Source organism: Streptomyces sp. NPDC050997 (genome assembly GCF_040660135.1).
In the GTDB taxonomy this organism is placed as follows: Bacteria; Actinomycetota; Actinomycetes; order Streptomycetales; family Streptomycetaceae; genus Streptomyces.
Genome location: NZ_JBFAGK010000018.1, coordinates 115805 through 141756, shown reverse-complemented (window position 1 = coordinate 141756; position 25952 = coordinate 115805). Strand labels below are relative to the sequence as shown.

Annotated in this window: 20 protein-coding genes; 5 read left to right on the top strand and 15 right to left on the bottom strand. The window is 69.8% G+C overall.

Features of this window, described 5'->3' with window-relative positions:
* Window positions 1-48: 48 nt before the first annotated feature.
* Window positions 49-417: an amphi-Trp domain-containing protein gene (locus tag AB0H86_RS32665; RefSeq protein ID WP_362446993.1), complete on the bottom strand. Its 369-nt coding sequence runs from the start codon at window positions 415-417 to the stop codon at window positions 49-51.
* A 196-nt stretch (window positions 418-613) separates the two neighbouring features.
* Window positions 614-1615 (bottom strand): aldo/keto reductase family protein, encoded by a 1002-nt coding sequence (locus AB0H86_RS32660; protein WP_362446991.1) that lies wholly within the window; start codon window positions 1613-1615, stop codon window positions 614-616.
* A 162-nt stretch (window positions 1616-1777) separates the two neighbouring features.
* On the opposite strand from AB0H86_RS32660, the gene AB0H86_RS32655 reads away from it, so the two are divergent.
* Together AB0H86_RS32655 and AB0H86_RS32650 are read left to right on the top strand one after the other, a co-directional pair.
* Window positions 1778-2266, top strand: a complete 489-nt coding sequence (locus AB0H86_RS32655; protein WP_362446988.1) for a GNAT family N-acetyltransferase — start codon at window positions 1778-1780, stop codon at window positions 2264-2266.
* Window positions 2267-2348: 82 nt separating this feature from the next.
* Complete coding sequence (locus AB0H86_RS32650) at window positions 2349-3182, top strand: class II glutamine amidotransferase (protein WP_362446985.1); 834 nt, start codon at window positions 2349-2351, stop codon at window positions 3180-3182.
* A gap of 9 nt (window positions 3183-3191) precedes the next feature.
* Here AB0H86_RS32650 and AB0H86_RS32645 read toward each other — a convergent pair whose 3' ends face one another.
* The 5 genes from AB0H86_RS32645 to AB0H86_RS32625 all read right to left on the bottom strand — a co-directional run bounded on the left by AB0H86_RS32645 (window position 3192) and on the right by AB0H86_RS32625 (window position 11459).
* Entirely contained in the window at window positions 3192-4361 is a 1170-nt protein-coding gene (locus AB0H86_RS32645) for a substrate-binding domain-containing protein (RefSeq protein WP_362446982.1), read from the bottom strand.
* Between the two features lie 70 nt (window positions 4362-4431).
* Window positions 4432-5538 carry an ABC transporter permease gene (locus tag AB0H86_RS32640; RefSeq protein WP_362446979.1) on the bottom strand — a complete coding sequence of 369 codons (1107 nt, stop codon included), beginning with the start codon at window positions 5536-5538 and terminating at the stop codon, window positions 4432-4434.
* The gene (locus AB0H86_RS32635; RefSeq protein WP_362446975.1) at window positions 5535-7082 is read right to left on the bottom strand and encodes a sugar ABC transporter ATP-binding protein; all 1548 of its coding nucleotides are present in this window, start codon (window positions 7080-7082) and stop codon (window positions 5535-5537) included. The genes AB0H86_RS32640 and AB0H86_RS32635 overlap by 4 nt, the downstream gene beginning before the upstream one ends.
* Window positions 7083-7225: 143 nt before the next feature.
* Window positions 7226-10075, bottom strand: a complete 2850-nt coding sequence (locus AB0H86_RS32630; protein ID WP_362446972.1) for a SpoIIE family protein phosphatase — start codon at window positions 10073-10075, stop codon at window positions 7226-7228.
* A 190-nt stretch (window positions 10076-10265) separates the two neighbouring features.
* Window positions 10266-11459 (bottom strand): MFS transporter, encoded by a 1194-nt coding sequence (locus tag AB0H86_RS32625; protein WP_362447130.1) that lies wholly within the window; start codon window positions 11457-11459, stop codon window positions 10266-10268.
* Window positions 11460-11749: 290 nt separating this feature from the next.
* On the opposite strand from AB0H86_RS32625, the gene AB0H86_RS32620 reads away from it, so the two are divergent.
* Window positions 11750-13684 carry a glycosyltransferase gene (locus tag AB0H86_RS32620; RefSeq protein WP_362446969.1) on the top strand — a complete coding sequence of 645 codons (1935 nt, stop codon included), beginning with the start codon at window positions 11750-11752 and terminating at the stop codon, window positions 13682-13684.
* Window positions 13685-13761: 77 nt separating this feature from the next.
* Here the strand turns inward: AB0H86_RS32620 and AB0H86_RS32615 are convergent, their stop codons facing one another.
* The 8 genes from AB0H86_RS32615 to AB0H86_RS32580 form a co-directional block, all read right to left on the bottom strand.
* Window positions 13762-14733 (bottom strand): 2-oxoglutarate and iron-dependent oxygenase domain-containing protein, encoded by a 972-nt coding sequence (locus tag AB0H86_RS32615; protein ID WP_362446966.1) that lies wholly within the window; start codon window positions 14731-14733, stop codon window positions 13762-13764.
* A complete protein-coding gene (locus AB0H86_RS32610) occupies window positions 14723-15970 on the bottom strand; it encodes a galactosyltransferase-related protein (protein ID WP_362446963.1) in 1248 nt (415 codons plus the stop codon). Before AB0H86_RS32610 ends, AB0H86_RS32615 begins: the two co-directional genes overlap by 11 nt.
* Before the next feature lie 55 nt (window positions 15971-16025).
* Window positions 16026-17189, bottom strand: coding sequence for a VOC family protein (locus tag AB0H86_RS32605; protein ID WP_362446960.1), 1164 nt, complete (start codon window positions 17187-17189; stop codon window positions 16026-16028).
* Window positions 17186-18109 (bottom strand): sugar nucleotide-binding protein, encoded by a 924-nt coding sequence (locus tag AB0H86_RS32600; RefSeq protein WP_362446957.1) that lies wholly within the window; start codon window positions 18107-18109, stop codon window positions 17186-17188. The genes AB0H86_RS32605 and AB0H86_RS32600 overlap by 4 nt, the downstream gene beginning before the upstream one ends.
* A complete protein-coding gene (locus tag AB0H86_RS32595; protein WP_362446954.1) occupies window positions 18106-19170 on the bottom strand; it encodes an ROK family protein in 1065 nt (354 codons plus the stop codon). Before AB0H86_RS32595 ends, AB0H86_RS32600 begins: the two co-directional genes overlap by 4 nt.
* On the bottom strand, window positions 19167-20285 hold the full coding sequence (locus AB0H86_RS32590) for a sugar phosphate nucleotidyltransferase (RefSeq protein WP_362446951.1): 1119 nt from the start codon (window positions 20283-20285) through the stop codon (window positions 19167-19169). Before AB0H86_RS32590 ends, AB0H86_RS32595 begins: the two co-directional genes overlap by 4 nt.
* A gap of 1 nt (window position 20286) precedes the next feature.
* Complete coding sequence (locus tag AB0H86_RS32585; RefSeq protein ID WP_362446948.1) at window positions 20287-21555, bottom strand: sedoheptulose 7-phosphate cyclase; 1269 nt, start codon at window positions 21553-21555, stop codon at window positions 20287-20289.
* Between the two features lie 145 nt (window positions 21556-21700).
* On the bottom strand, window positions 21701-21967 hold the full coding sequence (locus AB0H86_RS32580) for a hypothetical protein (RefSeq protein ID WP_362446945.1): 267 nt from the start codon (window positions 21965-21967) through the stop codon (window positions 21701-21703).
* Between the two features lie 501 nt (window positions 21968-22468).
* Here AB0H86_RS32580 and AB0H86_RS32575 point away from each other — a divergent pair.
* Both AB0H86_RS32575 and AB0H86_RS32570 read left to right on the top strand, forming a co-directional pair.
* A complete protein-coding gene (locus AB0H86_RS32575; RefSeq protein WP_362446942.1) occupies window positions 22469-23143 on the top strand; it encodes an NUDIX hydrolase in 675 nt (224 codons plus the stop codon).
* Window positions 23144-23846: 703 nt separating this feature from the next.
* On the top strand, window positions 23847-25925 hold the full coding sequence (locus tag AB0H86_RS32570) for an aldo/keto reductase (RefSeq protein WP_362446939.1): 2079 nt from the start codon (window positions 23847-23849) through the stop codon (window positions 25923-25925).
* Window positions 25926-25952: the final 27 nt, after the last annotated feature.

The window sequence follows — 25952 nt, the reverse complement described above, 5'->3', positions numbered from 1 at the left end:
GACCATCGGGCACGAGCCCCTGGGCGGGACGGCCGAGATCCCCCTTACTCAGCGCGCTTTCGTGGCAGTCCGCTTCGCGCTTCTGCTCCTTTTGGTGCCCGTGCCGCTCGGCCGGGGCTCGGCGGGCACACTCTTCCCCTTCGCGGCCTTCTCTGTGCCCGCGTCCGCCGGCGACGGCGCTGCCTCGGTCGGTGCGGTCGGCCACTTGAACTCGATCTCCAGCTCGATCTGCCCGTCACCGACCTCGACCTCTATCTCGCCGCGAAGGTCGTCGGGGACCCGCAGGCTCAGCGTCCCGGGGCCGAGTTCCAGGTCGGCATCCCCGCCTTCCCTCAGCACGGCCGCGAGTGCCGTGAGCTGGTCAGCCGCCTCAAAGCGTGACAGCGAGCGCTTCTGCTCGAACTTGAGGTCCTTCATGCGCGTCTCCGATCCCGAATAAACAGCACATAACGCCAATTCTGAGGCCATGCACGGGATCGGACATCCTCATGGCCGGACGAAGAGCGGCGATCAGGACCCGGCGCGGGGAAGCCGCAGCTTCGACAGGACCCGCGCCGGGCCACCGGCGGCCCCCTCTACGGAGAGCGCTGATACCCCTTGCGCGAAAGCCGGCTCAGGGACGCTGCGCCGGTACGCTCTGGTGCACGAGATGCGGATCCGTCGCCGCCACCGGCAGCACGATCTCATCGATGCGCGCCATCAGATCCGCGTCCAGCGTGACACCGGCCGCCTTCGCGTTCTCCGCCACCTGCTCCGGCCGGGAGGCACCGACGATCGCGGCCGACACGTTGCTGTTCTGCAGCACCCAGGCGACCGCCAGCTGAGCCAGGGTCAAGCCGGTCTCGTCGGCCAACGGCTTCAGCCGCTGCACCGCCTCGAGCACCTCGTCGCGCAGGAAGCGGCTGATCATCGCCGAGCCCTTGTCGTCCGTCGCCCGCGACCCGGTCGGCGGCTGCTGCCCGGGGAGGTACTTGCCGGTCAGCACGCCCTGGGCGATCGGCGACCACACGATCTGCCCGATTCCCAGCTCATCACTGGTCGGCACGACCTCGCCCTCGATCACCCGCCACAGCATCGAGTACTGGGGCTGGCTCGACACCAGCGGGATCCGCAGCTCCCGCGCCAGCGCGTGCGCCCGCCGTATCTGATCGGCCGTCCACTCGGAGACACCGATGTACAGGGCCTTACCGGAGTGGACCACGTCGGCGAACGCCTCCATGGTCTCCTCCAGCGGCGTGAACCGGTCGAAGCGGTGCGCCTGGTAGAGGTCCACGTACGAGGTCTCAAGCCTGCGCAGGGAGTTGTCGATCGACTCCATGATGTGCTTGCGCGACAGCCCGCGGTCGTTCTTCCCCGGGCCGGTGGGCCAGTACACCTTGGTGAAGATCTCGAGCCCTTCGCGACGCTCGCCCTTCAGCGCCCGCCCGAGCACCGACTCGGCGCGTGTCTCCGCGTAGACGTCAGCGGTGTCGAACGTCGTGATGCCCGCGTCGAGAGCGGCTCGCACACACGCGGCGGCGGCCTCCTCCTCGACCTGCGAGCCGTGGGTCAGCCAGTTTCCGTAGGCGATCTCACTGATGATCATGCCGCTGTTGCCGAGGTGCCGGTACTCCATCGTTGAACCCCTCATCGCGTAGGTGTGCCCATGTTCCCCCTTGGGCCGATCGCTGATGCGACCGGGTCGTGCGGACCTGGCGCACAGGGCGTTTCGCGCGGCAGATCCGCTCAACCGCACCGCCGCGCGGGAGCGCATCTCCTCGTACGTAATACTCTCCTCATGAATTCGAGCATTACGCTGAGGGGTGGGGCAACCACGATACGGAGGGCCGTCGCGCGCGACGCCAAACGGCTCACTCGGCTCGTGCGTGGCTCGCGCGCCTACGAGGGGCAGTACGCGGCCATGGTCGCGGGCTACCGGGTCGGTCCCGACTACATCGAGACCCACCGTGTCTTCGTCGCGGTCGCCGCCGACGAGCACGAAGGCCGTGTCCTCGGGTTCTACTCGCTCGTCCTCGCCCCACCGGAGCTCGACCTGCTGTTCGTCGCCGACGGAGCACAGGGACGTGGCATCGGACGGTTGCTCGTGGCGCACATGACGTCCGAGGCCCGCGCCGCCGGACTCGACCGCGTCCCTGTGGTGTCGCACCCTCCCGCCGAGGGCTTCTACCGCAGCGTGGGTGCCGTGCACCTGGGGACCGCGTCCGCGAGCCCGCCCGCTGTGATGTGGGACCGCCCCGAGTTCGAGTTCCTCATTCCGCCCGGCTAGGCGAGGCCGCCCGGCACGGTTCGTCGTGTGGCGATCAACGGCCGAGCGTATGACCCTGAGAAGTTCAGGAAGGTGGTAGCTGATGTGCCGGTGGCTCGCCTATTCGGGAACGCCCATCCTGCTCGACACCATCCTCTACAGACCGGCTCACTCACTGATCGACCAGAGCCTGCACTCCCGGCTGGGCGTCGAGACCACCAATGGCGACGGGTTCGGCGTCGGCTGGTACTCATCGGAGGTGGACACCCCCGCGATCGTCCGCGACACCGGGCCGGCTTGGAGCAACCGCAATCTGCGGGAGATCGCCGACCACGTCCGTTCCCCGCTGTTCTTCGCTCACATCCGAGCCTCGACCGGTACCGCGGTGCAGCAGACCAACAGTCACCCGTTTCGCCACGGCCGCTGGTTGTGGATGCACAACGGTGCGATCACCGACTTCCACCGGGTCCGCCGGGACCTCTCGCTGGCCGTCGCCCCCTCTCTCTTCGCCGGCATCGAGGGTTCGACGGACTCCGAGTTGATGTTCTTGCTGGCGCTCACCTTCGGCCTGGAGCGCGACCCCCTGGGCGCGGTCGCGCGGATGGCCGGCCTGGTGGAACGGACCGGTCACGAGCACGGGGTGGAGTTCCCGTTGCAGATGACGGTCGCCGTGACAGACGGGCAGGGAATGTGGACCTTCCGCTATTCCAGCCAGGGAACGTCCCGCTCGCTGTACTCCAGCACCGAGGTGCACACGTTGCGGGCGCTCCACCCAGACCTGGCGTTCCTGCGGGGGATCTCGGACGAGACCCGCCTCATCGTGTCCGAGCCTCTGGGCGGTCTGCCCGGCGCCTGGAACGAGGTCCCCGAGAGCACGTGCACTCTCGTGCAGCCCGGAGCGGACGACCTGCTCCCCTTCACCCCGCAATCCGTCTAGCACCCACCCTTACTGCTGCTTGCCCCAGATCTTCCGGTACGCCTCCTGGTAGCCCGGCGGGTCCCACATCGTGGCGTCGTCGCTGTTGTCGGCCGTGGTGATGTGGACGGGGGCCACGTATCCGCTGGCGGGGCGGCCGGAGAAGGCGCGGTTGAACTCGTCGACGATCTGCCAGCCCTGCTCGGTCAGCGGCTCGGGCACGGTGGCGGCCTGGTACTGCCTTCCGCTGATGCGCTGGAAGGCGGAGGGGTCGCCGTCGCCGGCGCCGATGTTGAAGGGCGGGCCGGAGCCATTCTCGCCTGCCGCGCGGAAGGCGGGGGCGGCGTCGGCGAAGTACAGGTCATTGATGGCGACGGAGTGGGTCCATCCGCTCCCGAACCGGGAGAGGAGCGAGGAGATCGCCCGTGGGGTGCGGCTGCTCGCATCGGGGATCGGGATGTTCTCGTACGAGAGCAGCTTCACGCTCGTACAGGTGGCGAGCTCCTTCCTGATCAGCTCGGACTTGCCCCTGGCGAAGGGGATCGAGGCGTCGGTGATGAGCACGACCCCGGCGCGGCCGTTGGAGTCCGAGATGATCCACTGCGCGCTGATCTCGGCCACGTCCTCGACCTGGGTGGTGACGTTGGTGAAGAGCTCGGGTCGCCGACTGGGGCCGGGAGCGGCGACCGCGTGCCAGCCGATGAGCGGGATGTCCGCCGCGTTGGCCTGCGAGACCTGTCGCGACGTCGAGTCGGGGTCGAACCCGCCGATGACGATGCCCGAGGGCTTGAGGGCGACGGCCTCGCTCATGGCCGCCTGGATGCCGGTGGGAGTGCCTCCGCCGTCGATCACCCGGACGTTCCATCCGATGACCCGCGCGGCTTCCCTCACCCCGTTCGCGGCGCCCGCGACTCCGGGATTGGTCATGGTCTGGGCGACGTAGACGAGGGTCTTGCCTGACACCGCCGCGGGACCGCTGGTCGGCCCGCTCCAGGAGATGTCGTTGTTCTCCGCCCGGGCGACCGCGGCCTGGGCCCTGTTGTGGACGGCGGGGCAGCCGCTCGGGCCCGTGGGGGACTCCTGCGCGCTGCCCGACGAGCCGCGTTCGCAGCCGACGAGGACCGTTGCCGTGGCCAGCAGGGCGCAGGCAGCGGGGCGAACCTTGAAGGCGCCGGGGTTGGACTTGCGGTTGCCGTGCACGGGAACTCCTCGCGGAGGAACGAGCGGGAGGATGCGGCCGGGGGCACGGATGCGGTGCCCGTGGCGTGGGTCAAAAAGGGGTGTCTGTCGGGCCGCCCTCCTGCGTCGGGGAGGAGGGCGGCGGCGCGGTGGGCGCGTCGCGAGCCGCGAAGGCACCGCTGCGCAGACGTCGGCGGGCGGCGTATCCGGCCAGGCCGACGGCGATGAGCAGGGTGCCCCCGTAGAACAGCGGGACCGTCCAGAAGTCGGCGCCCAACTGGCCGATGCCGGTGAGGCCGACCGCGAGGACGGCGACGGCCACGACGGTGCCGAGGGCGTTGGGCCGACCGGGTCTGATCGCCGTGGAGCCGAGAAGGGCACCGGCGAAGGCCGGCAGCAGGTAGTCGAGGCCGACGCTAGGGTTGCCGATCTGCTGCTGGGCCGCGAGCAGCACACCGGCGAAGCCGACGATCAGCCCGGATGCGGTGAACGCGTAGATCGTGTACGTGCGGGTCGGGATACCGACGAGATCGGCCGCACGTGGGTTGGAGCCGAGGACGTACAGGTACCGGCCGAGCGGCAGCCGCTCCAACATGAGCCAGAGGACGACCGCGAGGGCGAGCACGTAGAAGGCGGGGACCGGAAGGCCGAGGAACGTGGAGTCGTAGAGGTCGGTGAAGGCGTCCGGGAGGCCTTGCGGGCCGGGGACGATCCGTCCGCCGTCGGTGACCCAGCCGGTCACGGCGTACAGCATGCTGCCGGTCCCCAGGGTGGCGATGAAGGAGTCGATCCGGCCGAACACGACGATGACACCGTTGAGGACGCCCACGACCGCCCCTCCCACGATCACCGCGAGGCAGGCGAGCGGCCAGGGCCACCCGCTGTCGACGACGAGTCGCATCACCATGACGTGTGCCAGGCCGAGGCCGTAGCCGATGGAGAGGTCGAACGCGCCGGTCACGATGGGCACCATGGCGGCGAGCGCGAGGACGGCCGGGATCGACTGGTTGGACAGGATCGAGTCGACGGTGTCCAGCGTGGGGAAGGTGCGCGGCAGGGCGAGGGAGAAGACCAGGACGAGCAGAGCGGTGAGGGCCAGGAGGCCATAGGCGCCGATGAGGTGCCCCCCGGGACCGCGCAGTCGCCCCGCTCGGCCCGGCCGGGGCGAGACCGGGGCCGGGGGCGGCTGGGCGGTCATGTGGTCGTCCCGGTCGCGGAGGGGGGCATGGCCGAAGCCGCCCTGGTCAGCTCGGCGACAGTGAGGGCCGCGCCGCTCAGCTCGGCCGTCACGGATCCGCGGACGAAGACCAGGGTGCGCCGGCACACGCCCGCGATCTCCTCGAAGTCGGTGGAGACGAGCAGGACCGCGAGACCCGCGGCCAGCGCCTCGTCGAGCAGGCGGTGGATCGCGGCCTTGGCTCCGATGTCCACGCTCGCGGTCGGCTCCTCGAGGATCAGCAGACGCAGGCCCACCCTGAGCCACCTGCCGATCATGACCTTCTGCTGGTTTCCGCCGGACAGGACGGCGATGGGCGCCTCGGTGTCGCGGGGGCGCACCGCGAGCCGTTCGATCAGGGTGGCGGCGTCGGTGCGTTCGCGGCGAGGGCTGATCCAGCGCGGCGCCGGCCGGCCTCCCGCGCGGCGGTTGGGCAGCAGGTTCTCCCGGACGGTCAGCTCGGCGAGGCAGCCCTCCCGAATGCGGTCGCCGGGCACAAGGCCGACCCCGAGACCCACGGCGTCGGCGACCGTGCGGGGTCGGTACGGCCGGCCGCCGAGCAGGGCACGCCCGTCGAGAAGGTGTCCCATGCCGGCGACGGCCCGGCCCAGTTCCCGGTGCCCGGCGCCCGACAGGCCGACCAGGCCCAGGGCCTCACCGGCCCTCAGTTCCAGGGTGACCGGTCCCGTGCCGGGGGCCCTTACGTCGGCGAGGGTCAGAACGGCCGCGCCTGCGACCGGGGCCGTGGAGGGGCGGTGGCCTGTGAGTACCTCGCCGACGATGTCGTGCACCAGACGGGCCGGGCTGTGGCCGGCCAGCGAGCCGTGGCTGACGAGCAGGCCGTCCCGCAGTACCGCGAAGGTGTCGGCGACCTCGTACACCTCGTCCAGGCGGTGGCTCACGTAGAGGATGGCGTGGCCCTCGTCGCGCAGGGCGTGCAGGACGCGGAACAGTCGGGCGCAGTCGGCGGCCGGGAGGCGGGCGGTCGGCTCGTCGAGGACGATGAGCTTCGCGCGGGCCGCCAGGGCCCTGGCGATCGCGACCAGCGAACGCTCGGCCGGGGCGAGTCGGGCGATCGGGGCGTCGGGGTCGAGATGTCCGGCGACCAGCCGCAGGGCGTCCCCGCAGCGCTCGCGGGTCCGCCGCCAGGAGATCAGTCCGGCGCGCCGTGGATACCCCGCGCTCAGGGCGATGTTCTCGGCGACCGTCATCCACTCCACGAGACCGAGGTCCTGATGGATGAAGGACATGTCGCGGGAGGCGGCAGGACTGCCGAGCGGGTGTCCGTCCACCGTGATCCGGCCCGCGTCGGCGTGGTGGACGCCGGCGAGCACCTTGATGAGCGTGGACTTTCCGGCGCCGTTGGGCCCGAGGAGGGCGAGGACGCTGCCGGCGTGGATGTCGAGGTCGACCCCGTCCAGCGCGAGGGTCCCGCCGAACCGCTTGGCGAGCCCACGGATGCGGACCAGGGGTTCCGCCTCGAAGGGCGCCGCCGCCTTCGCGGACGTGTCGGGAGCGTCGTGCACGGACATCTCCGGGGGTCGGCCTGGCGATTTCTGCCCGACGTTCGGGGGGATACCTGCCGAGCAAATTACAGCATTTCAGACAATTCAGTTCGCTGTGACTCCAACAGGTCAGCGGGCCGCTCCCGGAGTTCCCGGGGTCGTCATCACCCGCCGTCGAGCCCGCATTCGGCCCAGATGAGCTTGCCCTCGGGGAGATAGCGCGTCCCCCAGGTCTGCGACAGCTGTGCGACGAGGAACAGGCCGCGTCCGCCCTCGTCGGTGGCGGCCGCCCGACGCAGGTGCGGGGCGGTGTTGCTGGTGTCGGAGACCTCGCAGATCAGGGTGCGGTCGTACAGCAGCCGTACCCCGATGGGCCCGGTGCCGTGGCGGACGGCGTTGGTGACCAGCTCACTCAGGATCAGTTCCGCGGCGAAGGCGGCCTCGTCGAGTCCCCAGTCGGCCAGTTGCCGGAGGGCGGACGCACGGACTTCGCCGACGTGGGCCGGGTCGGCGGGCAGTTCCCAGGTGGCGATCCGACGGGGGTCCAGGGCGTGGGTACGGGCGACGAGCAGGGCGATGTCGTCGCACGGGTGGGCGGGTGCCACGGCGTCCAGGATCGCCTGACAGGTGTCCTCGGGCGCGCGCTCGGGGTGATGGGCCAGGACCTCGCGCAGCTGGTCGAGAACCTTGTCGACGTCGCGCTGCCGGTCCTCGATGAGTCCGTCGGTGTAGAGGACCAGCTGGCTGTGCTCGGGGAGGTCGATCTCGACGGCGTCGAAGGGCAGCCCCCCGAGGCCGAGAGGCGGCCCGGCCGGCAGGTCGGGATAGGAGACGGTCCCGTCGGGACAGACCAGCGCGGGCGGAGGATGACCGGCGCGGGCCATGAGGCACCGTTGCGAGGTCGGGTCGTAGATGGCGTACAGGCAGGTGGCTCCGATGATGCCCGCACCCTCGCCTTCGGGGTCCTCCCGGTCCAGGCGTCCCACGAGGTTGTCCAGGTGGACGAGGACTTCGTCCGGAGGAAAGTCGAGTTCGGCGAAGCTGCGTGCGGCGGTACGCAGCCGGCCCATGGTCGCGGCGGACAGCATGCCGTGACCGACGACGTCACCGACGAGGAGGCCGATGCGGGTACCGGAGAGGGGGATGACGTCGTACCAGTCTCCGCCCACGTCCGCTTCGGCGGGCAGATAGCGATGGGCGACCTCGACGGCGTCCTGGTCGGGCAGCCCGTGCGGGAGCAGTCTGCGCTGCAGGGCCAGGACCATGATGCGCTCATGCGTGTAGCGCCGGGCGTTGTCGATGGACAGGGCGGCGCGAGCGGCGAATTCCCGGGCCAGCGAGCGGTCGTCGTCCCCGAGGGGGGCGGGATCCTGGGCGCGGTAGAAGCTGGCGATCCCCAGGACCACACCACGGGCGACAAGGGGTACGGCGATGAGCGAGTGGACGTGCGCCAGCAGCTGTTCGGTGTGCTCGGGATCCTGGGCGAGCCAGCCCGCGGCGACCTTGAGGTCGGGTTCCAGTACTGCCTGTCCGCTGGTCAGAGACCGCCCCTGGGGCGTGGTCGGGGCGAAGTCGGTCCGCTTGCCGACCGGGGTGAAGGGGAGGTCGTCGCGGATGCCGTGGACCACCGTGCGGCGCAGGTCGCCGAGGGGGTCGGCGGCCTCCTCTCCGCGTAGCACGGCCTCGGGCAGGTCGATGGTGACGAAGTCGGCCAGTCGTGGGACGGCCGTCTCGGCGAGTTCTTTGGCGGTGCGGCGCACGTCCAGGGTGGTGCCTATGCGGACGCTGGCCTCGGACAGCAACTCCAGGCGGAGTCGCGCGGCCAGGGCGTACGCCCCCACGTGCGGCTCCCCCACCAGCACGAGCCCTCTGGCCGCGGGCGGCGGTTCGGAGTACGCGTCCGGCGCGCCGTCGGCCGTGCTGCCCTTGCCGTCCGTGACTGTCTGACCGGGCGCGACTTCGGGAACGTGAGTGGACAGCGAGGTGACGGAGAGTCGCGCGAGCCGTGAAAGGGCGGGGACGCCGGCCGGCGCGGCGGGAATGCCCGGCAGCTCGTCGGCATGGCGCGGGAGAGCCAGGGGCTCGCTGGACGCGGCGCCGGGGAGGACGGCCTCGATCGCGACGCCCTGCACCCCGGAGGCACTCGTCATCGGACGACTGATGAGGGTGACCCGTCGGCCGTCGGGAAGGGGCACCTCGACGGCGGCCAGCTGCGCGCGGGAGATCAGCTCGGCGGCCTTCTCCATGAGGATCGCCCGGTCACGGGGACGCAGGTCGAGTGCCGGTTCGTCCGCGATGCCGCCGTGCGGGCCGCCGGCGGCTTCGGCTCCGCCGGCCAGGTACGCCAGCAGCAGAGCGCGCTCACGCGCGGAACTCTGCCCCAACAGCCGCCGCTCCACGGCCTCCGCCGCCCTGCGTATCAGGGCGCCCAGCGCGGGGGTCTCGACGCTGCGCGGATAACCGAAGCACAGGACTCCTTCGATGCGCCCGCTGAGCGGGTCGCGGACGGGAAGGGCGACGCAGGCGTTCGCCTGGGAACGCTCCGCGAAGTGCTCGGCACCGTAGACCCTGATCAGTTGCCGCTCCGCCAGGGCCAGACCGATGCCGTTGGTGCCGGCGAACCGCTCGGCGAACACGAAGCCCGGGACTCGCTGGATCGCCGGGAGGCTGCTGGCCAGCGACACCTGTCCGAAGCGGCGCAGGAGAACCGTCCCGTTCGCATCGGCGACGGAGATGTTGATCTCGCTGCCGGAGAGCATGGACTGCAGCCGGTCGAGCACCGGCTCGGCCGCGCGGACGATCCGGCCGTCCGGATCGAAGTCCTCCCGGAAGGGAAGGTCGGACTGGTCCGGCGAGAGGCCCAGGGACCGGCAGCGCTGCCACGAGCCCAGAATCGACGCTCGTACGCCCCTCTCGACCGGCTCACCCTGCAGAAACCGCTCACGGAATCGGGCGGGCCCCATGCCCTCTGCGGCACGACCCGGCGCCATCGGATCCCCGTCGGACCGAATCACGCTCCGCCTCTCTCACACCCGGGACAACCTCTTTCGTAAAAACTCCGGCATTGACGAGGATACGGTCATTAGGTACATGAGTCACGATTCGTACAATTCTCACGCATCGTGACCGGACGGGCCGGTCACCGACGGGACGCCCGGCCCCGCACCGGGCGCGATGATCCCTCCGGTGCGCTTGCCGCGGTGGTCAGTCCGCTGACGCGGGTGTCCTGGCTCGGCGTGCGGCGACGGCCATGACGACCACGGAGATCAGGACGATGCCGGCGCCGACGTAGAGCGGGGAGGTGTAGCCGAGGCCCGCGGTGATGGCCAGGCCCCCGAGCCAGGCGCCCAGGGCGTTGCCGACGTTGGACGCGGACACATTGGCGCTGGCGGCCAGTGCCGCCCCGTGGGCGAAGTCGGTGACGCGAGTGATCATGCCGGGCACGCTGGCGAACCCGAACACCCCCATCAGGAACACCAGGATCACCGACGCCGTGGCGCTGTCGGCCAGCAGACCGAACAGGGTCAGGGTGATGGTGAGTCCGAGCAGCGCGACGATCAGGGCGCGGTCACGGTCCTGGTCGGCGGCTCGGCCGCCGACCAGGTTCCCGACGACCAGGCCGACGCCGTACACCATCAGCAGCCAGGCGACATCCGACGCGGCGAAGCCGCCGACCTCGGTGAACGTGTAGGCGATGTAGCTGAACGCACCGAACATCCCGCCGTAGCTGAGTGCGGTGGCTGCCAGGGTCAGCCAGACCTGCCAGGACCGGAACGCGCGGAGCTGGGCCCGCAGGCTGGTGGGCGGTATCGGCTCCGAGCGGCCCGTCTCCGCCGATGACCGTGCCTCTCCCGCGCCGCTCGGGACGAGGGCGGCGATACCCGCCAGCGCGAGCACGCCGATCGCGGTGACCGCCCAGAAGGCCGCCCTCCAGCCCCAGCGCTCACCGACCAGCGCGCCGAACGGCACGCCCAGCACGTTCGCGACGGTCAGCCCGGCGAACATGAGCGCCACCGCGCGGGACTTCTTCTCCGGCGCGACCAGACCGCGGGCGACCAGCGAGCCGATACCGAAGAACGAACCGTGGCACAAGGCCGCGACGATCCGTCCGAGCATCATCACCTGATAGTTCGGCGCGACAGCGGACAACAGGTTGCCGATGACGAACAACGCCACCAGGCCGACCAGTACTCCCTTGCGGGGCAGCCGTGCCGTCGCCGCGGTCAGCGCGATCGCGCCGATCGCGACACTCAACGCGTAGCCGGAGATCAGCCACCCCGCCGCCGCCTCGGACACCGCGAAACTCGATGCCACCTGCGGCAGCAGCCCGGCGATCAGGAACTCGGTCAGACCGATGCCGAACCCGCCAAGTGCCAGCGCGACAAGTCCACTTGGCATCCGCCGTTGTTCGAACTCGGGCTTACGCAACACCGTGTCCCCGACCCTGAATTCGCTCATGGCCTCACCCTCACTTCTGGCGGCGGATCCGTCCATGGACAAAGATCAACGGCGCTTGGACGAAAGTGCGGACAGCGCCGAGACGCGATGAACACCCCTCGCGCTCCGAAAGTGGCTGGAATCGCTTCAGCCGTGCCCCTTGCTCGTGCGAGATGATCAGTATCCGGGAGACGCCGCCGTGGCCGGCGGCGCCCCCAGATGCAGACCGCGCCGACGAACAGGACGGACGATTGCGCATCATCGAGTGTCACTTCGAGTTCAGTGGGTTCGACGACCACCTCGTGAAGGCCGGTACCTCTGTCTACCTGTGGAACCTCGTACGGCAGTTCAAGGCGGCCGGACACGAGACCGGGGCGGTGACCGCCGCGCACGGCCTGCTGGACGTCATCGCCGAGAAGCACACCGTCACCGAACTGGACTGGAGCTTCGACGACCGGATACCGGTACGGCTGGATCCCGTCGAGTGGGCCGGGTTCCCCGAGACGGTCACCCTGGACGTCACCGCACGCGCCTACCGGATCACCGTGGAAGGCATCGACATCGTGCTGCTGAGCGGCGACATGCTCGACACCTTTCCCGACAGTTTCTACCCGCCCCGTGAACTCAAGGGACGCGGCCTGGACTTCCTCAAGCCGCTGGTGTTCCAGGTGGTGGCGGCCCGCTACCTGAAGGAGCGGGTTCCCGAAGGCACGATCATCCACCTGCACGAGCCCTTCTACCACTACCTTCTCCCCGGTCTGATCGCCGGGCACGGCTTCCACGTCGTGTCCACCGTGCAGACGAACATGGCGGTCAACACCAAGGTGTACGGGCCGGAGGTGCGCGGGGTACTGGAGAGCGCGGGAGCGGACGCGTCGGTCGCCGACGGGCTCGCCGACCCGGCACTCGACTCGCACCTCGAACGGGCGATGCGCGCCTTTCTGCCGCAGACCCTGCTCTACCGCGACTATCCGGAGCGGCCGGGGCACGACTACCTCACCATGCTGGGGCTGGTGGTGCGGTCCGTGGCCGCCATGGACTTCCTCTCGGAGGGCCAGCTCGACCACGCCCTGACCCAGGCGGAGACCCCGTTCGAGCAGCTCTTCCAACGGCTCGCCGTACGGCGGGAGTTGAGGGCGCACGAGCATCTGCTGGTGGTCGGGGGCTGCGCCATCGGTGACGAGTGGCTGGACGTCCGGCGTGACGACGGGGTCCGCAAACGCACCCTCACCGGGCTCGGGCTGGATCCCGGGCTGCCGACGATCTACCACAACGCGCGGTACTCGGTGCAGCACAAGGGTCAGAAGGAGATGTTCCGAGGTGTCCGGAGGCTGCTCGACGAAGGTCGTCGCTGCAATGTGCTGTTCCACTGCCTGGCGCCGCAGCCCCCGGACGACGAGGACCTGACGGCGCTGGCCCGTGACTACCCGGGGCTCGTGCGGATCGAGACCGGCCCGATGAGCTCGGCCGAGCTGAAGGACTGGGCTGTGGCGAGCGACTTCTGTGTCTTCCCGTCCAAGTTCGAGATGGACACGTTCCTGATGGCGATGGGCGAGGCGATGGCGAGCGGTTCCGTCCCCGTCGCCACGGCCCAGCGCGGTATGCGCCACTTCCAGCAGTCCTTCGACCTCGACGCGCCGGGGGCGACCGGGCTGGCCCTGCCGCGTTCGTTCCGGGTGGACGACCCGCTGCTGACGGAGTCGGTGTACCTGGGGCTGGCCCGCATGCTGGACCTGTGGCACGACGACCCGGAGCGTGTCGACGCGCTGCGGGCCCGGGCGGTGGAGGTCGGCCGGAGCTTCACCTGGAAGGCCGCCGCGGAGCGCTTCCTGGCGGTGTTCGCCGCGTGCGTGGCCGGAACCACACCCGCGGACGCCGTTCCGGCGGCCCGTGCGCTGCTGCGTGCGGCCGAGGAGGGCGTCACGGCGTTCGACGCCGGGCGAGGCAGCGCACATCGCAGCGGTGACGCCGTGGTCGTGCGGTGGCAGGCGCAGAACGCGAGCCGGGTCGAGATCGTGCCGACCGAACCGGACGGCGACGTCACGGCGTTGGAGCGGGACGGCGACGGCGGTGGCAGTTTCACCGGCACGGTGCCGCGGCCCGCTGACGGCGCCTTCGCCGTCCTGGTGACCGGCCGGGACGGCCGGTCCGCCTGGTCCCAGATCGCCCTGCCGAACGCCGGCTGACGTGGGGAGGTGGGTGTCCGCGGCCCGTCCGGCCGCGGACACCCACGTCAGGCAGCGCACAAGGCGCACCCGGGCACTCACCCGAGCGTCAGACTGGCACCGACCTTCTCCAGAATGGATTCGCCGGCGACTACCGGGCTCATCCCCTCGCCGCCCCCCGCCGGCGCCGCCAGCGGGACGACCTCCGTGTCGGGATCCGTCTCGAAGAAGTGGACCAGGGACACCAGTTCCTCGTCCGGGGCCGCGTCGCTGGGCGCCAGCACCCGGTGCCGCAGTGAACGCCAACGGCCGTCCGTCCACAGGTTCATCAGGTCGCCCAGGTTGACAACCAGGGTGCCCGGCTCGAAGGGCGGCTTGAACCAGCCGTCCTCCTCGTTCCACACCTCTAGGCCGCCGACCCCCTGCTGACGGTCGAGCAGACTCAGCGTGCCGAAGTCGGTGTGCGGACCGACCCGCATCTGTCCCTCGACGACGCCGCCGACGGTCTGGAGCGAGGGGTACCAGTTGACGTTCTGGGTCCAGGTCGCCCGCTGCGACTTGGAGGTGAAGTACTCCTCCGGCAGGCCGAGGACGGACGCGAGGACGGTGAGCACCTCGTGGGCGACCCGCGTCATGTGGCCGGTGTACTCCAGCGCGGTGTCCTTCAGCCCGGGGTGTTCCTCGGGCCACTTGTTGCGTGGGTAGTACCTGGTGTCGTGCGTCGGGTCGCCGGTGTTGTGGGAGGGCCCGACGTGGTACGCCTCGTGCAGGTCGGGCGTACCCGCCATTCCGTCGACGGCGCCGACGTCGAGCGCGCCCAGGCCCCGCCAGCCGTTGTCGTAGGGACGGCTGACGGCGTACCGCCGCTTCACCTCGCCGGGCAGCGCGAAGAACGCGCGTCCCTGCGTGCGCATGCGGTCGGTGAGCTCCGGCGGAACGTCGTGTCCGCGCAGGAGGAAGAGGCCGGTTTCGCGCAGGGCGGCGTCCAGCGCCGCCCCGTTCTCGGAGCGGCGCGCCGCGTCCGCTGTCCTCCACTCGGTCAGGTCCAGAACGGGGATGTCACGAGACATGACTGTCTGCCCTTCGTTCGTGCTGGTGGCCGGTTCCGGTCGTCCGCGCGAACCGGTGGACGTCGCCGATGGGCCCCGAGGAAGGGCCCCAACTCAGCGCGGGAATATGGGCGTTGACCAGTTCGCCGTCCTCACGCAGCACCGCGGAGGACGGGTGATACATGTGCAGCAGGGGATCGTGGTAGTGGTCGAAGGCGGAGTTGATGTCCATGCGGTAGGCGAAGTCGTTGTCCTCGCCTCCCCAGCCCTCGAAGCGTTCGTCCATCCCACCGATCCGGTGGAAGGCGCTCGTGCGTACCCAGACGCAGCACCCGGGCGGTCGCCGCAGCACGAAGGCCCGCAGATGATCCGCGTCCACCTCGGCGGCACGCCGCCACAGCCGCTCCTCGATCGCCCAGGAGGTGGCGGACTCGTCGAGGCACCACATGTCCCGGTAGCTGAGGTGGCCCATGGCGCCGGGATGGTGGAAGCGGGCGACGTTGCGCGCGATGAAGTCGCGGTCGACCAGAGCGTCCGCGTCCAGGATGCAGATGATCTCCGCCCGGCCCGGTGTGTTGACCACTCCGACGTTCACCGCCCAGGACTTGTTGAAGCTGCCGGGCTTGTGCGCGAAGAGGTAGTGGTCCGTGCAGGGCTGAACGGAGTCGCCCCACCGCGGTGCGTCGTCCGTCTCCACCACCGCGACCTGGTAGAACGCACGCGGTACGGACTGGTCCCGAAGGGCCAGCAGACAGGCCAGCAGGTTGCGCAGCCGCAGCCCCGGACCTCGGTCGCGGAACGGCACCACGACGAGTACCCGGGGGGCGTCGCCGGGCCCGAGCCTGTCGCCGGGCGCCAGCGTGCCGAGCCGCTGCGCCCCGACCGTGGCCTGGCCGGTGCCGCCGTAGTGCCGGCCCAGGTGGTAGCCCAGGCGTGAGTTGGACTCCGCTGTCCAGGCCCGCTCGAAGAGCGTGTCGAGGGCCGACCGGCTGCTTTCGCCGGCGAGTTGGACCAGCCGCGTGCGCAGGGCGAGGTGCAGGGCCGGGTCGGCCGGGCGTGTCCGCAGTTCGCCGACCAGGCGTGCGACCTCCTCGTCCCCGGTCCGCTCGGCCGCTTCCACCACCGCCTGGCGGTGGGACAGTCCCCGTTCCCAGTAGAAGATGCTGGCCTCACGGGCCTGGGGGTCGAAGTCGACGGCCAGCGTGGTGACGACGGCCGTGGCCAGGAGTTCCGGATCCATGGGTGTCAGCGTTGCCACTGGGCGTCCTTCCGTTCGTCGACCGGATGCGGTGTCGGGGCCCCACGCGGGGCGCTCAGCGGTCCCACCACCGCTCACCGCGGGCCGCGCGGCGCCTGGCGGCGGTGGAGCGCTCGTAGGGCAGGCTTCCGTCGGGCATGCGCACCACCTCGACGTACAGTCCGATTCCGGTACGGACGTACACCCAGCGGTCGCCGGCGAGGGGGCCTTCCGGGATGGTCTCGGGGGCGCCGAGCACCGTGCAGCCGGGCTGTGCGGCCAGATAGGCGGTCGCCGCGTCGACGTCGTCCACGTACAGCGCCAGGTGGTTGCCGCCCACGTCACTGTTGCGGGGCCAGTGTCGGCGCGCGCCGGGCGAGTCGCGGTAGCGATTGAGCTCGATGTTGTCGGTGGGGCCCATACGCAGGGCCACCTGATCCAGGGTGCCGCCCCGTGGCACACCCAGGGCCCGGGCCAGGTCCGGGTCGTTCAGGTCGGCCGACGTGCGGTAGAGCCGTTCGGCGCCCAGGACCTGTGTGAAGAAGCGCTCCGCCTCGTCCAGGTCCGCCACCGTCAAGGCCAGGTGGTCGATGTTGCGCGCACCGGGCAGCGCGTCGGCCGTTCCGGATCCGTCGTCGCGGTTGCGCCACTGAGCGCACGGACCGAAACGGCGCGCCGGGTTGTGCTGTTCGTAGGGCAGTACGGCGGGCACCGAGCGCAGTTCGAGGGGCATACCCCAGGGCGTGGTCACCCTGACCCACCGGATCCCGGCCCCGGGCTGCCCCTGGGGCACGGTCCGTACGGGCCCGTAGGGGCGCCATGGTCCGCGGTCCCGCAGGGCCGAGACGGCGGCGTCCACGTCGGTCACGTACAGGCCCAGGTGCACGCTGCCCAGGTCGTGCGGTCGCGGCGGAACGTCACGGTGGTCGGGTGACCGGTAGGCGAAGAGTTCCAGGTTCGTGGTCGGTCCCAGGCGTACCAGGGCGATCTCCGTGCCGGCCCGGGGATGGACGTCGAGGTGCTCGCGCATCCAGTCGTCGTCGTGGGCCAACAGGGGCAGACGGTAGACGACTTCGCCGCCCAGCACGCGCACGGTGAAGTCGATCGCGGTGTCGAGGTCCGGCACCGTGAAGGCCATGTGATCGACCCGACGGGCACCCGGTACACCCCGCGGCGCGTCGGTCGGGGCCGATGGCCCGAGAGTCGGCGCGCCGTCGGGCGCGCCGGTGTTCGTCGTCACACGGTGCTCCTGGGGGTCGGGGAGGTGTGCCGGTCGATCAGGAGGCGGCTGCCCTCACGGACCGGCCGTGGAGCCAGGCCGGCCGTCGCCCGGTGCGTCGCGAGCAGCGCACTGGACAGACAGGTGGAGGCGGGGCGGCCGGCGTAGCGGCCGCCTGCCCGCGGCTCCGCCACCACCAGGCCGGGCGGGGCGCCCACCTGCTCGGCGATGACGGCCGCCCAGTCGGCCCGGGAGATCCGGTCCGGGCCGCCGAGATGGAGCAGCCGCGGTGCCGCTTGCGCCTTCGTGAGCGCGGTGGTCACCTCGACCACGTCGTCGATGAGCACGGGGGTGGTCCACTGGTCGACGGGTGCGGTCACCGGTTCGCCGGCCTGGAGGCGGTGCACGCAGGCGGCGAAGAAGTTGAGCCACTTCGGGGTGTCTGCGGGCTCCCACCCGTAGATCAGGCTGACCCGCAGGAAGGTGACGTCCGGTAGTTCGGCCAGGATCTGTTCGGCGGCGAGCTTCGCCCGGCCGTAGGCGTTGGCGGGCCGGGGCGGGACGGACTCGTCGGGCGCTACGGCGTTGCCGTCGAAGACGTTGTCGGTGGAGATGAAGACGACGCGCCGGTCCCCGGCTGCCCGCACCACCTGTCTGGCGGCCTCGGCGTGGCCGTGCATCGCCTCTTCGGGGTGCTGTTCGCACCAGGTCACGTCCGAGGGGCCGTGCACGAGAACGACGGTGTCCGCGCGCGATTGCTCCAACACGCGACCGAAGGCCCCGTCTTCGGTGATGTCGAGACGGATCCAGTCCGGCACGGCGCCGTCATCGTGTGGTGCCGGAGGTGTCCGCGAAGCCAGGACCGCCTCGTCGCCCGACCCGGTCAGGTGACGGGCCAGCGCGCGGCCCACGAATCCGCTGCCGACGACGAGGGTTTTCACGCGCCACCTCCGGTGCCCGCGGTGGCGGGAAGTGTCCGCGCCAGCATCCTGGCCATCCCGATGAGGCAGTGGTCGTCGTCCGTGGCGCCCAGCGAGAGCATGTCGCGTATCTCCTCATCGGTGAGTCCGAAGCAGCCCAGCTTCGTCAGTTCGTCGCCGAGCAGGGTGACGAACCGGGGCCCGACCGCCACGGCGAAGCCGCCGATGAACAGATAGCGCCGTACGCCGATCGCCGTGAAGATGCAGTTGACCGCGAGGGCCAGGGGGACGAGGCAGGTACGCAGCACCCGCGTCGCGAACGCGTCGTCCGCGCGGATGGCCATGGCCAGGTCCTCGTTCGTGATGCCGGCCGGGTCGCCGCCCGCGGGCCCGGCGAGTGCGGATCGGCCGAAGCTCTCCGGGTCGGCCACCGCGGCCCGGCGGGCGGCCAGCAGCACGCCGCGGCCGGACGCCATCCCGCCGAGGTGACCACGTCCACCGCATTCGCAGGGCACGGCGTCCTCACCGGGGTCGACACGCCAGTGGCCGATCTCGCCGCCGTGCCCGGAATCCGAGATCAGCACCTCGCCGTTGCGGAAGACCTTGTGCCCGATTCCGGAGCTGATGGTGATCAGACAGAAGGGGTCCGGTTCGGCGCTCGCGTAGCGCCAGGCGGCGGCGGTGATGTCATTGGCCACCATGACCGGCACGCCGAGCCGCCGGGTCAGGATGTCCACGATGGGCAGGGGCGCCGCGGTCCCTCCCCACAGCGTGGGCCCGGCCAGCACCGTGCCGTCCTTCGTCATCGGCCCGGCGAAGGAGACACCCACCGCGTTCGCCCCTGCCCCTTCGGGGGAGCCGAGGTAGGTCGCCAACTCCCGGGTGAGCTGTTCCACCACCCTGTCCTGCAACGTCTGGGCGGGTAACCCCCGGTAGCGGCCCAGGCCTTCGGTCGCCACTCGGCGGACCGATCGCGCTGAGCCCGCCCCTTCGGACATCCGGCCGATCCGCAGCGTCGTACCGCCCAGGTCGGCGACGACGTACGCGCGTGGAGCGCCCGTGGCCAGAGACGACACGGTCATGAGGCGACACCTCCGAGTACCGGGGCCGGGTCGCACTGCTGCACGGTCCCGTCCTCCAGGAGGACGGCCGACTCCAGCCGGGCGCCCTCAGGGACCACCGTCCCGGGCAGCAGCACACAGTCCCGCACGCTCGCACCGGCACCGACGGTGACGCCGGGATACACGACGCTCCGCTCCACCCGGCCGGCGTTGACCAGGTCGGCGGGGACGATGCTGGAGCGCACGGCTCCCTCTCTCGCGACGTACCGCCGTGTCACCGCGGGGTGGACGGTGAGCGGCAGCTCCGCCAGGTTCATGGTCGGGCTCTGGCTCAACAGGCCGCGGTGGGCCCGGTGGTAGCGGTCGACGGTTCCGATGTCCTCCCAGTAACCGGTGACCTCGTACCCGCGGATCCGCTCGCCCGCGGCCAGCATGGCCGGGATGACATCGCGGCTGATGTCGTGCTGCCAGTCCGTCCCGTCCAGTTGCTCCAGGTAACGGCGCAGCGTACGCGCGTCGAAGACGCAGAAGGCGGCGAACACCATGTCGCTGGTCGGCTCCGCCGGCTTCTCGACGAATCCGGTGAGGTTTCCGGCGGTGTCGAAGTCCACCATGCCGAACAGGTGCACGTAGCGGCGCTCGATGCGCTGGTACGACACGGTCAGGGCAGCCCTGTCGGCTCGGTGCTGACGGATCATGTCGCCGTAGTCGAACAGGTAGACGTGGTCGGCGTGCAGCACCAGTACCTCGGAGGGGTCTTCGCCGAAGACGTACTCAGCCTTCCTGATGAGCGCGTCGGCCGTGCCGCGCTCGTTCGGCCGGACGCGGTCGGGCAACGCGTCGGGAACCCCCGAGGTGGCCTGCCGGTAGGCCTCGTCGTATGGGCCGAAGTGCACCCGGAAGTCCCGCGGGCTGCCGTTCCACACCGTGCGCAGATCGTCCATGAGACGCCGTTCCTCGTACTGCGACAGCAGCAGGGCCTCCCGGAAGCCCGAGCGGCGGGCGTTGGCGAGGCTGAAGTCGATCAGGCGACTGGTACCGCCGAAGGGGACCAGCGGCTTCAGTCGGCCGCGGCCGAGAGGGCCCATGCGGCGGCCTTCGCCGCCGGCCAGAAGAACCGCGCGTACGCCGTCCATGTCACACTCCTCGGTTTCGGGAGGTCATGGCCAGCGCGTCGGCGCCCCCGCTGAGGTCCAGCAACATGGCCAGAGCGGCGTCCAGTTCGGTACTTCTGACGTCGTTGACGAAGCGGGCGTGTCCGATCCCGTCGGGCAACGGGAGGAGCTGCTCGCCGTCCCGGTGTTTGACGGTGTCGGCGAGCCCTCGTGCCATGAGTTCAGGTGTGCAGACCGGATGCCAGGTCGGCAGTTTCAGACTGTCCATGACGTGCACGATCCGCGCCAGGCCGCCGCGGTCGAGCAGCCCCCTCCGGTGGGCGATGACGGCGCAGAACGCCATGTCGATGCAGACGGCCTCGCCGTGCAACAACTCAGGCAGCGCCGCCATCTCGATCACTGGTGAGAAGGAGTGCCCGAAGTCGACCAGCCTCTGTAACTCGTGCTCCCACAAGTTGGGTTGGAGCTCTTCGAGCATGCTGTGGATGGCAAGCCCCACCACGTCCTCCGCCGCCTCTCCGCCGTCGGCGGAGCCCGCGGACTGCATCCGCTCGTCGACCAGACGCGGCCCCGTGGCCTCGAGGCGCTCGAACAACGCCACGTCCTTGACCATGGCCATCTTCAGGATCTCGGCGAGCCCGTTCCGCAGGTGCCGGGGGCTGAGCGTCCCCAGGAACTCCCGGTCTATCAGGGTGACGGCGGAGGGGTGGTACGTACCCAGGCGGTTCTTGTGCTGGCGGAAGTTGACCCCGGTCTTGGCGCCGATACCCGCGTCCACCATGCCGATGAGGGTGGTCGGTATACGCATATAGGGAGTCGACCGCCGGTACAGGCTCGCGGCCAGGCCGACCAGGTCGGTGAGGACGCCGCCGCCGATGGCGATGACCGGCTCACGTCGGCGGGATATCCCGAAGGCGTCCATCGAGGCGACGATCTCGAAGACCGTGTCCATGCTCTTCACGGACTCGTGCGCATCGACGACGTACACCTCGTGCTCGACTGCCTGTTGAGTGAAGTACGCGCTGATCCGTGCCCCGTACAGGGCGTGCACGGTGGCGTCGATCACCACGAGACGGCGTCCGGGTCGCGCTTCCTCTGGGACACCCGCGGTGGCCAGTGTCGGGTTCGACGGGTTGAGCAGGCCCGGGCTCAGGACGACTTCGTAGGTGACCGCCTTGCTGGTGCTGACCTGCCAGGTGTGTTGCGGCCGCCACGCCTGGTGCGGCGGCTCACCGACGGTGTGCAGGCGGGGGCGTATCGCCTCTGACGTCGAATCGGGCTGGACTGTCATGTCGTCAAGCCTTTCCCCGCACCGGGACATGGCGGTGCCAGCCCTCGATGCCGGTGGGTTGGCCCGGCCCGCACCGCTCCAGGGCGAACGGCGCCCGGCAGGGCGTAGCGATCTCGGTGACGCGACCGGCGGAGCCGGAGAGGAGCTACACGCTGTCCGTGGCCACGGGGGACGACGACGCCACACGGCTCCCGATGGGGCGCCACCAGGACAGGGTGACGCTGTCGGCGTCGAGGCACGCGGGCGGCGCCATCGACTCCTGCGCGTGCCGGAATGCCGCCATGGTGGCCCCGATGTCGTACGACGTGATGGTGAACACCGCGAGATGACTTCCGTCGCCGAGGAATTGCGATCCATCACTCTGGACGAGGACATATCGCTCGGCCGTGACGAAGTCCGGAACCTGTAGCACCTCATCGAGGTGAAATTCGTTGTACCAGCGGTGATACTCGGCTTCCATACCTGGCGTGGGCCGTGTATGGACGGCGAGAAAATATCGTTCCATTCTGCCTTCCCCCGGGGGTTTCGCAGACCCTGGTGTTTTTCCGCAGTAACGATTCGTCGACCGGAGGCCTTCCATGTCCCGAGTGGCAGGCAAAAGCGACCACATACGGTGGATCTTGGGTCTGCTTGATTCAAGACGGAACAATAGTGAACGGTCAAGGGTCGAGGTGCTGCGTTTCAGCCAGGCGGACTTGCCACACCCGCATCACAGGTCACACGCCTTCAGCGTGTTCACCGACTTTGCGGGACGAAAGAGAGGTGATGGCCTCCGGTAAGTTGGCTGACTTGTTCCCTCGTCGGCGTCCAGAAACCGTGGAATGGCGCAGGCCCCCTTCTGCGAAGCCGCGCGTTGGTCCGGAGCCTCGTGAGTAGGGTGGCCCCGATTCCGGTTGACGACGAAAGGCGCACGATGGGACGAGTCGACGCAGGTCAGGAGGCCGGGGCCCCCGCCCTGACGGGTTCGCGGCTGGTCTACCGGAATTCCTGGATGACGGTCCGTGAGGATGCCCTGCGCCGCCCCGACGGCTCCGACGGGATCTACGGAGTGGTGGACAAGCCGGACTTCGTGCTCATCATCCCCGTCGAGGGCGACGGCTTCCACATCGTGGAGCAGTACCGGTACCCGGTGGGCGGCAGGTTCTGGGAGTTTCCCCAGGGATCCTGGCCCGAGCAGTCCGGCCAGGGATCCTGGCCCGAGCAGTCCGCCGCCGCACACGATTCCCCGGGCGCCGGCGGAGACCGGGCGGCGGACGAAGGTGCCGCGGCCCACGGTCTCCCTGCCGACGCGGCGGCCCTGGCCCGGGCCGAACTCCGTGAGGAGACCGGGCTGCTGGCTCGGCAACTCACCTGGCTGGGGCGGCTGCACGTCGCACACGGCTATGCGTCGCAGGGCTGCCACGTGGTCCTCGCCGAGGGCCTGACGCAGAGGCCCCCCGAACGGGAAGCCACCGAGGCCGACATGATCCACCGCTGGGTGAGCGGCGAGTCCCTGGACGAGATGGTCGCCGCCGGCGAGTTCGTCGACGGAACGTCACTGGCCGCTCTGACGCTCCTGCGGCGATATAGAAAGCTCAGCAGCGCCTGACGCACGGTCGGCAAGTTCGCGCCCGCCCGTACCGGCGGGCGCCGAGCGGCTGGATCCTTCCACGAGCGCTGGAGACCAACGTCTTCATCCGCGCAAACAGCCCTGACCGAAGATCCCTTGCCCTGACCCTCTCTCGGTAAATCCGAACAGGCCCACCGATCACGGCAATTGACAACTACACGTATCGCCCCGCATGATGTTGACTGCTGTTGGAACTCGCTCGTGTCTGTGTAGACGCGATTGACACGTGTTCACCTTCGAGCCCCTGAACGTTGCTCTTCCATACGCGCATCAGAAACTGCTCATCAATGATCAGTAGCCCTTCAGGTGAATTGCCGTCAAGACACTCGGATCCGTACGGTCACCTCGGCCTTTAGGCCGGTGAACGGCGGGTCGGGACCGGCAGACAACACGCTGGAAATACTCGCGGTAACCCGAAGGTCGTCGACACCGCGTCAACTCACCCAGAACGCCGTGGCGCGACGATTCCTGTTGGTTCCGGGCGCCTGGCCGCAAGGCCACGCCCCTACCACCGTGTCGGGGACGTAGCCATGCGTTCTTGCCGAGGCCGCAGCGCGCACTGAGCGGCCGTACGGACGTCGGACCATGTCCACGGTGGCTGGGACCAGACCGAAGTCCCGTGGTTCGAGGCCGTGTTCGCCGACTCCCCCACCGAAGACAAGATTCGAGGATGGAGATGCTTATGACCGAGCACGCATCAGACCCGGCCAAGCTGCGCTTGGCGGTCATCGGGTCCGGCAACATGGCCCGCCGTTTTCTGCGGCAGCTGCCGGACAGCCGGCGATGGGAGTTACGCGCCATCGGCGATCGCGATCCGGATCAGGCTCGCGTACTCGCGGACGAGTTCGGCGACCTCCGCGAGGACGACCTGCTCTGTGGCACCGAAGACGACGCGATGAACTCCGAGCACGTCGACGCGGTCTACATCGCGACCGTCCACACCACCCACGCCGAGCTCGCCATGCGTGCGATCGCCGCCGGCAAGCATGTCCTGTGCGAGAAGCCGCTGACCGTCAACCACCCGCAGGCGATGGCCGCCGTGGACGCCGCACAGCACACCGGGGTCCGCCTGGTCGAAGCCATGATGTTCCGGTTCCACCCACAGATGACCGCGGTCCGTGAACTCGTGCGCAACGGCGAGATCGGGGACGTGCGGCACATCGACGCGGGATTCGCGTTTCTGGTCTCCACCGACCCGGCAGCGCCCACCGAAGTCAGCGCCGACCTGGTCATCGAGGATGCCGGCGGGACCAGGGGGCGCCTGTTCAATCCGAACCTCGCCGGCGGTGGCATCCTCGATGTCGGCTGCTATCCACTGTCGATGGCGCGAGCGATCGCGGGAGCCGCGGCGGGAGTCGACTTCCTGGACCCGGTGACCCTCACCGGCAACGGGAGCCTCACCGACGACGGTGTCGATGAGTGGGCGACCGCCGAGCTGACCTTCGCCAACGGGGTGACGGCGTCCCTTCGGACGGGTGTGCGGATGGTCGACAACAACACCGTACTGATCGTCGGGTCGAAGGGCACGATCGAGATGATCGACCCGTGGGCCCTCTCGATGAGCCCTCGGGTCATCATCCGCCGTGTCGGACACGTGGCAGACCACCGGACGTTCCCCGCGTCGGGGGCGTACGCCCTGCAGGTCGACGCCTTCGCCGAGAGCATCCACGGCCCGGAGCCGGAGCAGATCACCAACGCGGACTCGCTGGGCAACATCGCGGCACTCGACCGATGGCGCGCGGAGATCGGAGTCCGCTACCCGTTCGAGCGGGACGACGCGAACATAGGAACCGTGTCCTCGTTACCGCTGCGCTTCCCCACGCCGACCGAGGGCGACGTCCGCGCGCACCATCCCGGTCGTGTCGAAGGACTGGGCAAAGCGCTCTCACGGATCGTCATGGGATGTGACCACCAACCCGATCTCCCCACGGCGTCCGCGCTGTTCGACCAGTACGTCGAGCTCGGCGGCAACGTGTTCGACACCGCCCACTTCTACCTCGACGGACAGGCCGAACGCCGGCTGGGCAAGTGGATCGCCAACCGTGGCATCCGCGACGACGTGGTGGTGATCGGGAAGGGCGCGCACACACCGGACTGCAACCCGGACGCGCTGAGCAGGCAGCTCGTCGAGTCGCTGGACAGGCAGGGAACGGGTCACCTCGACATCTACATGCTGCACCGCGACAACGAGGACATACCGGCCGGCGAGTTCGTCGACGTCCTCAACCAGCACGCGGACGCCGGCCTCGTGCGGATCTTCGGCGGCTCGAACTGGTCGATCCGGCGGGTGGACGAGGCCAACGCCTGGGCTCGGGCCCATGGCAAACGCGGCTTCTCGGTACTCAGCAACTACTTCGGCCTCGCCGAACCGAACGAGTTGCCGTGGCCCGGCTGTGTGGCCTCGTGCGACGCGGAATCGATCCGCTGGCTGACCGAACGGCAGATGCCGCTGCTCGCATGGTCGTCCCGGTCCCGCAACTTCTTCAGCCGAGCCGATCCTTCGAACCGGACTGACGAACTGCTGGTGCGGTGCTTCTACGGACCCGAGAACTTCGAGCGGAAGCGGCGAGCCGAGAAGCTGGCCCGCGACCACGGTGTCTCGCCATCGGCGATCGCCATGGCCTACGTCCTGCACCAGCCCTTCCCGACGTTCGCGATGTACGGACCGAAGACGCTCGAGGAGTCGCGGGCAAGCTTCAGGGCCGCCGAGATCCATCTGTCCACCGAGCAGGTCGCATGGCTGCGTGGCGACACACCGTGACCAGCCGTCGTGCCGGAGAGCCTCGAC